The 14,489-nt window shown below is 66.9% G+C and carries 15 protein-coding genes; all 15 read left to right on the top strand.

Annotated features, from left to right (window positions below; translation table 11 throughout):
• The first annotated feature begins 23 nt into the window (after positions 1–23).
• Entirely contained in the window at positions 24–947 is a 924-nt protein-coding gene (gene tsf, locus AC1D2K_RS15270; protein ID WP_478089679.1) for a translation elongation factor Ts, read from the top strand.
• Positions 948–1,039: 92 nt separating this feature from the next.
• Complete coding sequence (gene pyrH, locus AC1D2K_RS15265; protein ID WP_478089678.1) at positions 1,040–1,762, top strand: UMP kinase; 723 nt, start codon at positions 1,040–1,042, stop codon at positions 1,760–1,762.
• A gap of 13 nt (positions 1,763–1,775) precedes the next feature.
• Positions 1,776–2,342, top strand: a complete 567-nt coding sequence (gene frr / locus AC1D2K_RS15260) for a ribosome recycling factor (RefSeq protein ID WP_442282574.1) — start codon at positions 1,776–1,778, stop codon at positions 2,340–2,342.
• A 1-nt stretch (position 2,343) separates the two neighbouring features.
• Complete coding sequence (uppS, locus tag AC1D2K_RS15255; RefSeq protein WP_478089677.1) at positions 2,344–3,075, top strand: polyprenyl diphosphate synthase; 732 nt, start codon at positions 2,344–2,346, stop codon at positions 3,073–3,075.
• 4 nt (positions 3,076–3,079) lie between these two features.
• Positions 3,080–3,925: a phosphatidate cytidylyltransferase gene (locus AC1D2K_RS15250; protein WP_478089676.1), complete on the top strand. Its 846-nt coding sequence runs from the start codon at positions 3,080–3,082 to the stop codon at positions 3,923–3,925.
• A complete protein-coding gene (gene ispC / locus AC1D2K_RS15245; protein ID WP_478089675.1) occupies positions 3,922–5,109 on the top strand; it encodes a 1-deoxy-D-xylulose-5-phosphate reductoisomerase in 1,188 nt (395 codons plus the stop codon). Before AC1D2K_RS15250 ends, ispC begins: the two co-directional genes overlap by 4 nt.
• Positions 5,110–5,133: 24 nt before the next feature.
• Positions 5,134–6,504 carry an RIP metalloprotease RseP gene (rseP, locus tag AC1D2K_RS15240; RefSeq protein ID WP_478089674.1) on the top strand — a complete coding sequence of 457 codons (1,371 nt, stop codon included), beginning with the start codon at positions 5,134–5,136 and terminating at the stop codon, positions 6,502–6,504.
• Between the two features lie 40 nt (positions 6,505–6,544).
• Positions 6,545–8,953: an outer membrane protein assembly factor BamA gene (gene bamA, locus AC1D2K_RS15235; protein ID WP_478089673.1), complete on the top strand. Its 2,409-nt coding sequence runs from the start codon at positions 6,545–6,547 to the stop codon at positions 8,951–8,953.
• Positions 8,953–9,483: an OmpH/Skp family outer membrane protein gene (locus tag AC1D2K_RS15230; RefSeq protein WP_478089672.1), complete on the top strand. Its 531-nt coding sequence runs from the start codon at positions 8,953–8,955 to the stop codon at positions 9,481–9,483. The genes bamA and AC1D2K_RS15230 overlap by 1 nt, the downstream gene beginning before the upstream one ends.
• A 14-nt stretch (positions 9,484–9,497) precedes the next feature.
• Positions 9,498–10,484 carry a UDP-3-O-(3-hydroxymyristoyl)glucosamine N-acyltransferase gene (gene lpxD, locus AC1D2K_RS15225; RefSeq protein WP_478089671.1) on the top strand — a complete coding sequence of 329 codons (987 nt, stop codon included), beginning with the start codon at positions 9,498–9,500 and terminating at the stop codon, positions 10,482–10,484.
• Positions 10,481–10,930, top strand: coding sequence for a 3-hydroxyacyl-ACP dehydratase FabZ (gene fabZ / locus AC1D2K_RS15220; protein ID WP_478089670.1), 450 nt, complete (start codon positions 10,481–10,483; stop codon positions 10,928–10,930). Before lpxD ends, fabZ begins: the two co-directional genes overlap by 4 nt.
• Before the next feature lie 13 nt (positions 10,931–10,943).
• Positions 10,944–11,732, top strand: a complete 789-nt coding sequence (lpxA, locus tag AC1D2K_RS15215) for an acyl-ACP--UDP-N-acetylglucosamine O-acyltransferase (RefSeq protein ID WP_478089669.1) — start codon at positions 10,944–10,946, stop codon at positions 11,730–11,732.
• A gap of 189 nt (positions 11,733–11,921) precedes the next feature.
• Positions 11,922–13,043 carry a lipid-A-disaccharide synthase gene (gene lpxB / locus AC1D2K_RS15210; RefSeq protein WP_478089668.1) on the top strand — a complete coding sequence of 374 codons (1,122 nt, stop codon included), beginning with the start codon at positions 11,922–11,924 and terminating at the stop codon, positions 13,041–13,043.
• Positions 13,015–13,674, top strand: a complete 660-nt coding sequence (gene rnhB / locus AC1D2K_RS15205) for a ribonuclease HII (RefSeq protein ID WP_478089667.1) — start codon at positions 13,015–13,017, stop codon at positions 13,672–13,674. The genes lpxB and rnhB overlap by 29 nt, the downstream gene beginning before the upstream one ends.
• 61 nt (positions 13,675–13,735) lie before the next feature.
• Positions 13,736–14,489: TrmH family RNA methyltransferase (locus AC1D2K_RS15200; RefSeq protein WP_478089666.1), on the top strand; the 754-nt coding region annotated here is incomplete at its 3' end.

The following is a 14,489-nucleotide window of genomic DNA, read 5'->3' as shown; positions in this document are numbered from 1 at the left end:
GACAAACCGAACGGAGTACATACATGGCAACGATCACCGCAAGCATGGTTGGCGAACTGCGCGCAAAGACCGACGCCCCGATGATGGAGTGCAAGAAGGCCCTGACCGAAGCCGAAGGCAACATGGACAAGGCCGAAGAGCTGCTGCGCATCAAGCTCGGCAACAAGGCTGGCAAGGCTTCCGGCCGCGTCACGGCCGAAGGCGTGGTCACGGCTTTCGTGGACGGCGATGCCGGCGCGATGATCGAGATCAACTGCGAAACCGACTTCGTCACCAAGAACGACAGCTTCCTCGCAATGGCCAACGCCGCCGCGATGCTGGTCGCCAAGAACAATCCGGCCGACCTCGCTGCGCTGGGTGCACTGGCTTATGAGCAGGACGGATTCGGCCCGACGCTGGAAGACGTGCGCAAGGGCCTGATCGGCAAGATCGGCGAGAACATGAGCTTCCGTCGCTTCAAGCGCTTCGCCGGCAACGGCAAGCTGGCCTCCTACCTGCACGGCACCCGTATCGGCGTGATGGTCGAGTTCGAGGGTGACGACGCTTCGGCCAAGGACGTCGCGATGCACATCGCCGCCATGAAGCCGGTGGCGATCTCCAGCGCCGACGTGCCGGCCGACCTGATCGAGAAGGAACGCGCGGTCGCTGCCGGCAAGGCCGAGGAAGACCGCAAGGTCGCCGAAGCCGCGGGCAAGCAGCCGCAGCCGGCCGACATCGTCGCCAAGCGCATCGAAGGCGGCGTGCAGAAGTACCTCAAGGAAGTCTCGCTGCACAACCAGGCTTTCGTGAAGAACGACAAGCAGACCGTCGAGCAGATGCTCAAGGCCGCCAACACGTCCATCAAGGGCTTCGCGCTCTACGTGGTCGGCGAAGGCATCGAGAAGAAGGTCGACGACTTCGCGGCCGAAGTGGCAGCGCAGGTCGCAGCCGCCAAAGCTGCGGCCTGAGTCGCGCCGCAGGCGGCAGCGCACGTGACGCGCTGCCGCTTTTTCACAGTCACGTCTTACACTCGCCCCCGCCAACTCCAAAGGATCCATCCATGTCAGAAGCCCGCCCAGCCCACAAGCGAATCTTGTTGAAGCTGTCGGGCGAGGCGTTGATGGGCGACGATGCCTTCGGCATCAATCGCGCCACCATCGTCCGCATGGTCGGCGAGGTGGCCGAGGTCGTGAACATGGGGGTCGAGGTGGCGGTCGTCATCGGCGGCGGCAACATCTTCCGCGGCGTCGCCGGAGGGTCGGTGGGCATGGATCGTGCCACCGCCGACTACATGGGCATGCTGGCCACGGTCATGAACGCGCTGGCGCTGGCCGACGCCATGAACAAGCAGGGACTGATCGCCCGCGTGATGTCGGCCATCGCGATCGAGCAGGTGGTCGAGCCCTATGTGCGGCCGAAGGCCTTGCAGTACCTCGAAGAGGGCAAGGTCGTGATCTTCGCGGCCGGCACCGGCAACCCCTTTTTCACGACCGACACCGCCGCCGCGCTGCGCGGTGCCGAGATCGGCGCCGAACTGGTGCTCAAGGCCACCAAGGTCGACGGGGTCTACACCGCCGATCCCAAGAAGGACCCGAGCGCCACGCGCTACACCAACCTGAGCTTCGACGAAGCCATTGCACAGAACCTCGGCATCATGGACGCCACGGCTTTCGCGCTGTGCCGCGACCAGAACCTGCCGATCAAGGTGTTCTCGATCTTCAAGAACGGCGCGCTCAAGCGCGTCGTGATGGGCGAGGACGAAGGTACCCTCGTGCACGCTTGAGGAAAATGAACCCATGACCACCACCATCGCAGAAATCCGCAGCGCGACCGACGTCAAGATGAACCAGTCGCTCGCCGCCTTCCAGAACAACCTGACCAAGATCCGCACCGGCCGCGCCAATCCCGCGCTGCTGGATTCGATCCATGTCGACTACTACGGCTCGACCGTGCCGCTGTCGCAGGTGGCCAACGTGTCGCTGCTCGACTCGCGCACCATCAGCGTCCAGCCCTGGGAAAAGGGCATGGGCGCCAAGATCGAGAAGGCCATCCGCGAGAGCGACCTGGGCCTGAACCCGGCCTCGATGGGCGACCTGATCCGCGTGCCGCTGCCCGCGATGAGCGAAGAGCGCCGCAAGGAGATGACCAAGCTGGTGCGCAACGAAGGCGAGAGCGCCAAGATCGCGACCCGCAACCTGCGCCGCGACGCCAACGACGCCATCAAGAAGCTGGTCAAGGACAAACTGGCCTCGGAAGACGACCAGAAGCGCGCCGAGGCCGAGATCCAGAAGGTCACCGACCGCCACATCGGCGAGATCGATCGCTTGGTGACCGCCAAGGAAGCCGAGATCATGGCTGTTTGAGATGAAACAGGTCGCGCCAGCGGTTCCCCATCACATCGCCATCGTCATGGACGGCAACGGCCGCTGGGCGACGCGCCGCTTCCTGCCTCGCGTCGCCGGACACAAGCAGGGTGTCGAGTCGCTGCGGCGCTGCGTCAAGGCCTGCGTGGCCCGCAACGTCGCGGTGCTGACCGTGTTCGCTTTCTCGTCGGAGAACTGGAATCGTCCGGTCGAGGAAGTCTCCGGCCTGATGGACCTGATGGTCGGCGCGCTGGGCCGCGAGGTGCCCAAGCTGAGCAAGGACGGCGTGCGGCTGCACTTCGTGGGCGAACGCGGYGGACTGTCCGAGAAGATGGTTGCGGGCCTGGTCCAGGCCGAGGCGGCGACGGCGCACAACAGCCGGCTCGTGCTCAATGTCTGTTTCAACTATGGCGGCCGCTGGGACATCGCCCGTGCCGCCGCCCAACTGGCCGCGCGCGGCGAGGCCCTGACCGAGGCGAATCTCGACGCCGCCATGGCGCTCGCGCATGTGCCCGACCCGGACCTGTTCATCCGCACCGGCGGCGAGCAGCGGTTGTCCAACTTCCTGCTCTGGCAAAGCGCCTATGCCGAGCTGTACTTCAGCGATCGCCTGTGGCCCGAGTTCGACGAGGCTGCCCTGGACGATGCGATTGCCGCGTTCCAGCGCCGCGAGCGCCGTTACGGCCAGACTTCCGCGCAGGTCGTCGAGACCAGCGATCAGCGAGTCGCTTGAGCGCATGCTCAAACAACGCATCGTCACTGCGATCGTCCTGCTGGCGATCCTGCTGCCCGCGCTCTTCTATCCCTCGCATGTGCCCTTTGCCTGCGTGATGCTGGCGCTGATCGGCGCCGCTGCCTGGGAATGGGGCCGCCTCAACGACTACGGTCCGCGCATGTCGCTGTTCCTCGGTGCCGAGATGGTGCTGCTGTGCGCGTTGTCCTGGTGGCTGGGCCTGCTGCAAGGCTCGCTGCTGGGGGTCTGGATCGCTGCCAGCGCGGCCTGGGTGCTCGGCGGCGCTGCGCTGCTGCGCGTCGCGGTGCCGGGCTGGCCGCGTGTGCCCAAGGGGCTGCGCCTGGTGGGCGGCCTCCTGGCGCTGTGGGTCGCCTGGCTGGCGGCGGTGCAGGCGCGCATGGTCGGCATCAACTTCCTGCTCTCGATCCTGGTGCTGGTCTGGGTCGCCGACGTGTTCGCGTATTTCACCGGCCGCGCCTTCGGTCTCAAGTTCACGCGCAGGAAGCTCGCGCCGACCATCAGCCCCGGCAAGAGCTGGGAAGGTGTCTGGGGCGGCATGGCCGGCGTGCTGGTGCTGGCCCTGGCCTGGGTCTGGGGTGATGCGGCGGCTCAGTCCAGGGTCRCCAGCCTGTACAGCCTGCTGGTCGAGCGCGGCTGGTGGCTGCTGCTTCTCGGCGTGGTGTTCCTGGCGGCGATGAGCGTGGTCGGCGACCTGATCGAGTCATTGATCAAGCGCAGCGCGGGCGTCAAGGACAGCAGCGCCCTGTTGCCCGGCCACGGCGGTGTGCTCGACCGGATCGACGCGCTGCTGCCGACGCTGCCGATCGCCATGATGCTGGCCTTCCTATGAATACAGTCAAACAACGCGTCACGGTGCTCGGCTCGACCGGCTCCGTCGGCGTCAGCACGCTCGATGTGATCGCGCGCCATCCCGAACGCTTCGAGGTCTTCGCCCTGTCGGCGGCGACCAAGGTCGACGACATGCTTGCCCAGTGCGCGCGCTTCTCGCCGAAGTTCGCCGTGATGGCGAGCGCGCCGCACGCCGCGCTGCTGGCCGAGAAGCTGGCGCAGAACGGCTTGCCCACGCGCGTCCTGAGCGGCGACGGCGCACTCGAGGACATCGCCTCGCACGAGGAAACCGATGCCGTGATGGCGGCCATCGTCGGCGCCGCCGGGCTCGGCCCCTGCCTCGCGGCAGCCCGTGCCGGCAAGCGCCTGATGCTCGCCAACAAGGAGGCGCTGGTGGTCGGCGCCGAGCTCTTCATGCGCACGGTGCACGAGGGTGGGGCGACGCTGCTGCCGATCGACAGCGAGCATTCGGCGATCTTCCAGTGCCTGCCGGAGGACCGGAGCACCTGGCCCGCGCGGGTCGACCACGTGCTGCTGACGGCGTCGGGCGGGCCGTTCCGTCTGCGCGATCCGCGGACGTTGGCCGAAATCACGCCCGATCAGGCCTGCGCGCATCCGAATTTTTCCATGGGGCGCAAGATCTCGGTCGATTCGGCCACCATGATGAACAAGGCGCTCGAGGTCATCGAGGCCCGATGGCTGTTCGACCTGACGCCCGATCAGGTCAAGGTGGTCATCCACCCGCAGCAGATCATCCATTCGATGGTGCAGTTCCGGGATTCGTCGGTGATCGCGCAGCTCGGCACGCCGGACATGCGGGTCCCGATCGCTTCCGGGCTGGCCTGGCCGGAGCGCATCGAGAGCGGTGCCGGCAGGCTGGATTTCGCCTCGCTGGCGGCGCTCACCTTCGAAGCCGCCGACGAAGTGCGATTCCCGGGGCTGCATCTCGCATGGCAGGCGCTTCGCGCGGCGCCCGGCACCACCGCGGTTCTGAACGCAGCCAATGAAGTGGCGGTCGAGGCTTTTCTCGCGCGGCGGCTGCGCTTCGATCGCATTCATGCGGTCAATCTGGCAACTTTGGAGCAGGTACGGCCCTCCAACCCTTCGTCGCTTGCGGATCTGCTGGCCCTGGACGCCGGCGCCCGTGCCGCGGCCCGTGCCGCAGCGCTTCGTTTCGCGGTCTGACCTTCACAACCCCCGAGGAAATCGATGCTCACAGTCGTTGCCTTCATCGTTGCACTCGGCTTGTTGATCGCGGTGCACGAGTACGGCCACTACCGGGTCGCGGTCGCCTGCGGGGTCAAGGTGCTGCGCTTCTCGGTCGGCTTCGGCAAGACGCTCTATCGCTGGAGCCCCAAGCGCCAGCATCCGGGCCAGAACACGGAATTCGTGATCGGTGCCTTCCCGCTGGGCGGCTACGTGAAGATGCTCGACGAGCGCGAAGGTCCGGTGCCGCCCGAAGATCGCCACCGCGCCTTCAATACCCAGCCGTTGCGCTCGCGCGCCGCGATCGTTGCGGCCGGGCCGATCGCCAACCTGCTGCTGGCGGTCGTGCTCTACACCCTGGTCAACTGGATCGGCGTCCAGGAGCCGGTGGCGACGCAGGCCCGGCCGGTGGCCGCATCGCTCGCCGAGCACGCGGGGCTGCAGGGCGGCGAACACATCACGCGGGCCGGCTTCGACGGTGAACTCGAAGCCGTGCAGTCCTTCGAGGACCTGCGCTGGCGCATGACGCGCGGCGCGCTCGATGGCCGCGATCTCACGCTGGAGATCGCGGGCGAGGGCGGCCGGCCGGCGCGCGAACTGGTGCTGCCGCTGAGCCGCATCGAAGCCAAGGACGCGGATGCGCAGATGTTCCGCAAGATCGGTGTCATCACGCCGATGACCCGTCCCGAAATCGGCGAGGTGGTTCCGGGCGGCGCCGCTGAACGCGCCGGCCTGCGCCATGGCGACTTGGTGCGTGCGGTGGGCACGACCCCGATCGTCGATGGCCAGCAGTTGCGCGAGACGATCCGCGCCTCGATCGATGGCGGCCAACCGCGCATGCAGGCCTGGCAGGTCGAACGGGACGGACAGGCGCTGCGGATCGAGGTCACGCCCGAGGTTCGCGAGGAAGCGACCGGCAAGGTGGGCCGCATCGGCGCCTATGTCGGCGCGCCGCCTGAGATGGTGCTGGTGCGGCAGGGCGTGGTCGACGGCTTCTGGCGCGGTGTGGTCCGCACCTGGGAGGTGTCGGCGCTCACGGTGCGCATGATGGGCAAGATGCTGATCGGCGAGGCCTCGCTCAAGAACCTCAGCGGACCGCTCACGATCGCCGACTACGCCGGCAAATCCGCCAGTCTCGGGCTGACCCAGTACCTGGTGTTCCTGGCGCTGATCAGCGTGAGCCTCGGCGTGCTGAACCTCATGCCGCTGCCGGTCCTCGATGGGGGACACCTGATGTATTATCTTTGGGAGGGCCTGACCGGCAAGAGCGTTTCCGACGCCTGGATGGAAAGGTTTCAGCGCGGCGGTGTCGCGCTGCTGCTGGTCATGATGTCGATCGCACTCTTCAACGACGTCACGCGGCTCTTTGGTTAACTTTTCTGCCAGCCCTTTCCGGCTCTGGCTCAATTCACAGATGAACACAACATTCAGTCGCTTTCGCTTGCGCAGCGTTGCCGCGGTAGTGGCCAGCGCGCTGGCGGCCACGGCAGCCTGGGCGGTCGAGCCTTTCACCGTTCGCGACATCCGTGTCGAGGGCCTGCAGCGCGTCGAGCCGGGGACCATCTTCGCCTCGATGCCGCTGCGCGTGGGCGACACCTACAGCGACGAGCGCGGATCGGCAGCGATCCGGGCGCTGTTCGATCTGGGCCTGTTCAAGGACGTGCGCATCGACGTCAACGGCAACGTGCTGGTGGTGATCGTCGAGGAGCGGCCGACCATTGCCGACGTCGACTTCGTCGGCACCAAGGAATTCGACAAGGCGGCCCTCCAGAAGGCGCTGCGCGAAGTCGGCCTGGCCGACGGACGCCCCTACGACAAGGCGCTGGCCGACCGCGCGGAGCAGGAACTCAAGCGCCAGTACGTGAGCCGCAGCCTCTACAACGCGCAAGTGGTGACCACGGTCACGCCGATCGAGCGCAATCGCGTCAACCTGACCTTCACCGTGACCGAAGGCGAATCGGCCCGCATTCGCGAAGTGCACATCGCCGGCAACAAGGACTTCAGCGAATCGACCCTGTTGAGTCTGTTCGACCAGGACAGCGGCGGCTGGCTCAGCTGGTACACCAAGTCCAACCAATACTCGCGCGCCAAGCTCAACGCCGACCTCGAGACCCTGCGCTCGTACTACCTCACGCGCGGCTATCTCGAATTCCGCATCGACTCGACGCAGGTCGCGATCTCGCCGGACCGGCAGGATCTGTCGGTCACGGTCAACATCAGCGAAGGCGAAAAGTTCGTGGTCTCCGGCGTCAAGCTCGAAGGCAACTACCTGGGCCGCGAGGAAGAGTTCAAGACGCTCGTCGCGATCAAGCCCGGCGAGCCCTACAACGCCGAGCAGCTTGCCCAGACGACCAAGGCCTTCTCCGACTATTTCGGCTCCTTCGGCTATGCCTTCGCGCGCGTGAAAGCCACGCCCGAGATCGACCGCACCACCAACCGGGTGGCGTTGACGCTGGAGGCCGAACCCGACCGCCGGGTCTATGTGCGACGTGTCGCCATCGGCGGCAACAACCGCACGCGCGACGAAGTGATCCGGCGCGAGTTCCGCCAGTACGAGGCTTCCTGGTACGACGGCGACAAGATCAAGCTGTCGCGCGACCGCGTCGACCGCCTCGGCTTCTTCACCGAAGTCACGGTCGACACGCAGGAAGTGCCGGGCGTGCCCGACCAGGTCGACCTGACGATCGCGGTGACCGAGAAGCCGACCGGCTCGCTGCAGTTGGGCGCCGGCTTCTCCAGCGCGGACAAGGTCAGCCTGACCTTCGGTATTTCGCAGGAAAACGTGTTCGGCTCGGGCAACTACCTGGGCGTGCAGGTCAACACCAGCAAGTACAACCGTACGCTGTCTCTGATCACCACCGACCCCTACTTCACCAAGGAAGGGATCTCGCGCAGCTTCAGCCTGTATACGACCACCACCCAGCCGTACTACAGCAACATCGACGGCAACTACAAGCTGACCAACGAAGGCGCGACCCTCCGGTTCGGCGTGCCCTTCAGCGAACGCGACACGGTCTTCTTCGGGGCTGGCCTCGAACGCTACGGCTTCGACCCGGGTTCTTCGCTCGCGGGCTATACGCCCAGCTCCTATCAGCGCTACTTCGGCTGCGTGACGAGCAGTGGCGGGGCCCTCCTGTACTGCGGCAACGCCTCGGTCTGGGGCATTCCGCTGACCATCGGCTGGGCCCGTGACAACCGCGACAGTGCATTGGTCCCGACCAGCGGCGTCCTGCAGCGCGCCAACCTCGAGGTCGGCGTCGGTGGCGACATGAAGTACTACAAGACCAGCTACCAGTACCAGCAGTACTTCCCGCTCAACAAGCAGTACACCTTCGCGATCAACGGCGATGTGGGCTATGCCGGGGCCTACGGTGGCCAGGTATACCCGATCTTCAAGAATTTCTATGCCGGTGGCCTGGGCTCGGTTCGCGGCTTCGAGCAGAACTCGCTCGGCCCGCGCGACGTTCCGTTGATCGGCCAGACCGAAGGCGCCGCACTCGGCGGTATCAAGAAGGCGATCTTCAATGCCGAACTGAGCACCCCGTTCCCGGGTGCCGGCAATGACCGCACGCTGCGCCTCTACACCTTCCTCGACGTCGGCAACGTGTTCGGCGACCGCACCCCATGGTCGACCGATGCGCAGTGGGATTCGATCAAGAAGCTGCGCGCATCCGTCGGCCTGGGCATCAGCTGGATCTCGCCGCTGGGTCCGCTGCGCCTGGCCTACGCCTTCCCGGTCGTGTACCAGAAGGAAGATATCGCCCAGCAAATCCCGGAGGATAGAATCCAACGCCTGCAATTCCAGATCGGAACCACCTTCTAATGACTCCATTGTTCCGTGCCGCCTGTGCGCTGCTCGTTCCCGCTTTCATGGCCGTGGCAATGCCCGCCCATGCGCAGGAAACGTTCCGCATCGGTTTCGTCAATCCTGACCGGGTGCTGCGCGAAGCGCTGCCGGCGAAAGCTGCCCAGGCCAAGCTGGAGGCCGAGTTCCTCAAGCGGGAGAAGGATCTGACGGCACAGGGCGCAGCGCTGAAGGCGGCGTCCGAGCAGTTCGAGCGGGAGGCACCGACGCTGTCCGAAAGCCAGCGCGTGATGCGCCAGCGGGCCTTGGTCGACCAGGATCGCGACTTCCAGCGTCGCCGTCGCGAATTTCAGGAAGATCTGAACGCACGGAAGAACGAGGAACTGCAGCAGGTTTACGAGCGCGCCAACCGCGTGGTCAAGCAGGTGGCCGAGGCTGAAAAGTACGACGCGATCCTCCAGGAAGCGATCTACATCAACCCCAAGCACGACATCACCGAAAAGGTGATCAAGGCGCTCAATGCGTCGACCTCGGCCGGCGGCAAGTAGCGCCGTCAATCGGCGTGGCACTGCGACTAGGCGCAATCGTTGAAGCTCTCGGAGGCGAACTCCAGGGCGATGCCGGGCTTTCGATCGAGCGGCTGGCGCCGCTGGCGACAGGGCAGGCCGACGCGATCGCGTTCCTGAGCAATCCCAGGTACCAGAAGGAACTGGCGGCGTCCCGCGCCGGCTGCGTGATCGTTGCACCGTCCATGCGCGAAGCGGCGGCCGCGCGCGGCGCCTTCATCGAGACGCCCGATCCCTACCTGTACTTCGCGCGACTCACCCAGCTCTGGAAGAAGTCCCATGCCAGGCCCGAGGCGCAGCGCATCCACCCCAGCGCGGTGATCGATCCGCAAGCGTCGATCGACCCCAGCGCGCGCATCGGCGCGTTGTGCGTGGTCGAGCGCGGCGCCCGCATCGGTGCCGACACGGTGCTCAAGTCGAACGTGACCGTCAGCGAAGACTGCGTGATCGGTGCGCGCTGCCTGCTGCATCCGGGTGTCGTCATCGGCGCCGACGGCTTCGGACTGGCGCCGCACGAGGGCGCCTGGGTGAAGATCGAGCAGCTCGGCGCGGTGCGCATCGGCGACGACGTCGAGATCGGCGCCAACACCTGCATCGATCGCGGGGCGCTCGAAGACACGGTGATCGAAGACGGCGTCAAGCTCGACAACCTGATCCAGATCGGCCACAACGTGCGCATCGGCCGCCACACGGCGATGGCGGGCTGCGCCGCGGTCGCCGGCAGCGCCACCATCGGCGCCCACTGCACGATCGGCGGCCGGGCCGGAGTGCTCGGCCACCTGACGATCGCCGACCACGTGCACATCTCGTCGACCTCGCTGGTGACGCGATCGATTCTCAAGCCCGGCCACTACACCGGCGTGTTTCCCATCGACGACAATGCCGCCTGGGAAAAGAACGCCGCCACACTCAAGCAATTGCACAGTCTGCGGGACCGGCTGAAGGCCCTGGAAAAAATGACGAAGCAGGACCCCAAACCATGACGACGACGATCGATATTCACGAAATCCTCAAGCTGCTTCCGCACCGATACCCGTTCCTGCTGGTGGACCGCGTGCTCGACATGGAGAAGGGCAAGCGCATCACGGCACTCAAGAACGTGACCATGAACGAGCCGTTCTTCAATGGCCACTTTCCGCATCGCCCGGTGATGCCCGGCGTGCTGATGCTGGAGGCGATGGCGCAGGCCGCGGCCCTGCTGTCGTTCCGCTCGCTCGACATCGTTCCCGACGACAACACCATCTACTACTTCGCGGCGATCGACGGTGCGCGCTTCAAGCGGCCGGTCGAACCCGGCGACCAGCTCATCCTCGAAGTCGAGATCGAACGCATGAAGGCCGGTATTTCCAAGTTCAAGGGCCGCGCCATGGTCGGCACCGAACTGGCTTGCGAAGCCACCCTGATGTGCGCGATGCGCCAGATCAACTGAACCTGCGCTCGGCATGACCCTGATTCATTCGACGGCCATCGTCGACCCCAAGGCCGAGCTCGACCCCACGGTCAGCGTCGGCCCCTATGCCGTCATCGGTGCGCAGGTGCGGATCGGTGCCGGCACCACGGTCGGCGCCCACTGCGTGATCGAAGGCCGGACCACGCTCGGGCGCGACAACCGTGTGTTCCAGTTCGCCTCGCTCGGCGCGGAGCCGCAGGACAAGAAGTACGCGGGCGAGCCGACCCAGCTGGAGATCGGCGACCGCAACACGATCCGCGAATTCTGCACCTTCAACCTCGGCACTGTGCAGGACATCGGCACCACCCGCATCGGTGACGACAACTGGATCATGGCCTACGTGCACATCGCGCACGATTGCCAGCTCGGCAACCAGATCACGATGGCCAACAACGCGACGCTCGCCGGACACGTGCAGGTGGGCGACTGGGCCACCATCGGCGGCCTGACCGGCGTGCTGCAGCGCATGCGCATCGGCTCCCATGCGATGGTCGGCTTCGCCAGCCACGTCGGCAAGGACATCCCGCCTTTCATGGTGGTGGACGGCAATCCGCTGGCGGTGCGCGGCGTCAACCTGGTCGGGCTGCGCCGGCGCGAATTCTCGAATGCGCGCATCGCGGCCGTCCGCGAGATGCACAAGCTGATCTATCGCCAGGGCAAGACGCTCGACGAGGCGCGGACCGCGATCACCGCGCTGGCCGCGGACACACCCGAAGCCGCGGCGGATGCGGCGCTGATGGACGCCTTCCTCGGAAGCTCGGCCAGCGGCATCGCCCGCTGACCGCATCGATGACGGCACACAATTCAGTTTTTCCCCATGCTGCCGCCTGACCCGCGGCGCATGGAACCGGCGCCGCCAGATGCCAGGGATACCGCGGAACCGGCTTCGCCGGGCCGCTGGTATCGCCCCCTTGAGGGGGAGGCGCCTCAGGCGCATCGGGGGAGTTCCATTTCAGCGCGCCGTTTCGCGATGGTCGCGGGCGAGGCCTCGGGAGACCTGCTGGCGGGCCTGATGCTCGATGGACTGCAGGACCGCTGGCCGGCGATGCAGGCGGCCGGCATCGGCGGCCCGCAGATGCTGGCGCGCGGCTTCGAGACCTGGTGGCCCCAGGAAAAGCTGGCGGTGAGCGGCTATGTCGAAGTGCTGCGGCACTATGCCGAGATCGCCGGCATCCGACGCCAGTTGCGCGCCCGGCTGCTGCGCGAGTCGCCAGAAATCTTCATCGGCGTCGATGCGCCGGATTTCAATCTCGACCTGGAAGCCGGCCTGCGCGCGCGCGGCATCAAGACAGCGCATTTCGTCTGCCCCTCGATCTGGGCCTGGCGGCCGGAGCGGGTCGTGAAGCTGCGCGCCGCCGCCGATCACGTGCTGTGCATCTTTCCGTTCGAGCCTGCCTTGCTCGAGAAACACGGCATTGCCGCGACGTATGTCGGCCATCCGCTGGCCAAGGTGATCCCGATGACGCCCGACCGCGACGCCGCGCGCACGGCGCTCGGGCTGGACCCTCAGGCCCAGGTGGTCGCGATCCTGCCCGGCAGCCGGCGCTCGGAGCTGCGCCATCTGGCGGCCTTGTTCTTCGCGGCCGCGTCGCTGATGCTGAAATCCCGGCCCGGGCTGAGCTTCATCTGCCCGGTGCTGCCGAACCTCCGGGCCGAGATGGAACAAGTGCTGCAGGCGAGCGGCCTGGCGGGCCGGGTGACGTTGCTCGACGGCCGCTCCCACACGGCGCTGGCGGCTTGCGACGTCACGCTGATCGCCAGCGGAACCGCCACGCTGGAGGCGGCGCTCTTCAAGCGCCCGATGGTGATCTCCTACCGCGTGAACCCGCTGACCTGGCGCCTGGTCATGAAACGCAAGCAATTGCAGCCCTGGGTCGGCCTGCCCAACATCCTGAGCGGCGAGTTCGCGGTGCCCGAGGTGCTTCAGGATGCCGCGACGCCGCAGGCGCTGGCCGACGCAACGCTGGCCTGGCTCGCTTCGCCGGACAAGGTTCACGCCTTGCAACAACGTTTTTGCGCGATGCACGCAGAATTGCTGCGCGATACGCCGACACTGTGCGCCGATGCAATCCAGAAAGTTCTTGAAGGCTGAGCAGGCCCGGCTGGTCTGGKACGGTCCCGGGCTGCTGGCGGGCGTCGACGAAGCGGGCCGCGGTCCGCTGGCCGGCCCGGTGGTGGCCGCGGCCGTGATCCTCGACGACCAGCGGCCGATCCGCGGCCTGGCCGATTCGAAGACGCTGACCGCGCTGCAGCGCGAGCGCCTCCATGACCAGATCCTGGCCAAGGCCCTGTGCTGCTCGGTCGCGCAGGCCAGCGTCGAGGAGATCGACACCCACAACATCCTGCAGGCGACCATGCTGGCGATGCGGCGCGCGGTCGAGGGCCTGCGGCTGAAGCCGGTCAAGGTGCTGGTCGACGGCAACCGGCTGCCCACACTCAGCGTGCTGGCCGAAGCGATCGTCAAGGGCGACGCCCGGGTCAAGGCGATCTCGGCCGCCTCGATCCTGGCCAAGGTGCACCGCGACCGGCTCTGCGAAGGCCTGCACGCCGAGTTTCCGCAGTACGGGTTTGCCGGCCACAAGGGCTATGGCACGCCCGAGCATCTCGAGGCGCTGCTGCGCCATGGCGCCTGCGTGCACCACCGCCGGTCCTTCAGCCCGGTCGCCGCGGCGCTGGCGCGGGCGGCCGATCCAGCGTCCGGCCTGAGCGGGAGCCCCGCGTGAGCGCCGCGCCGCGCCGCCCCAGGCAAGCTCGCACCGCAGTGCGAAGCACGAAGGTTTCCAAATGAGCGTTGACGACGTCAGCCACGTCACTTCGAGGGACAACCCGCTCCTCAAGGAACTGCGCAAGCTCGCCCACGACCCGGGCGCCTACCGCAAGAACGGCCGCGTCTGGCTCGAAGGCGACCACCTGTGCCGCGCCGCGCGCGAGCGCGGCGTGCGGCCGGCGGTCGCGGTGTTCGCCGAATCGTTCTGGCCGGCGGTGCGCCACGAATGGGCTGGCGCGGCCGCCAAGACCGTGGTGCTGGCCGACGCGCTGCTGGCCGGGGTCAGCGGCCTCGAATCGCCGGCACCGATGGGCTTCGTGCTCGACCTGCCGGCCCGGCCCGCGGTCGAAGCGATGGCTCCGACCGTGGTGCTCGACCGCCTGCAGGACGCCGGCAATGTCGGCTCGATCCTGCGCAGCGCCGCGGCCTTCGGCTTTGTCCAGGTGGTCGCGCTCAAGGGCACGGCGGCGCTGTGGGCGCCCAAGGTGCTGCGCGCCGGCATGGGGGCCCACTTCGGCCTGCGGCTGATCGAAGGCGTCGAAATCGACGCCCTGGACGCGCTCGCGGTGCCCTGGATCGCCACCAGCTCGCACCGCGGCGACTGGCTGCATCGCACCCGGCTGCCGTTTCCCTGCGCCTGGCTGATGGGGCACGAAGGGCAGGGCGTCTGCGCCGAACTGGAGGCCAAGGCGTCGCGCCATGTGCGCATTGCGCAGCCGGGCGGCGAGGAATCCCTCAACGTAGCCGCTGCGGCGGCGATCTGCTTGTATG

This window comes from Variovorax sp. P1_H12_2 (assembly GCF_056405335.1).
Note: the sequence above shows the minus strand (reverse complement) of the source record. Positions and strands in the feature narration are given on the sequence as shown.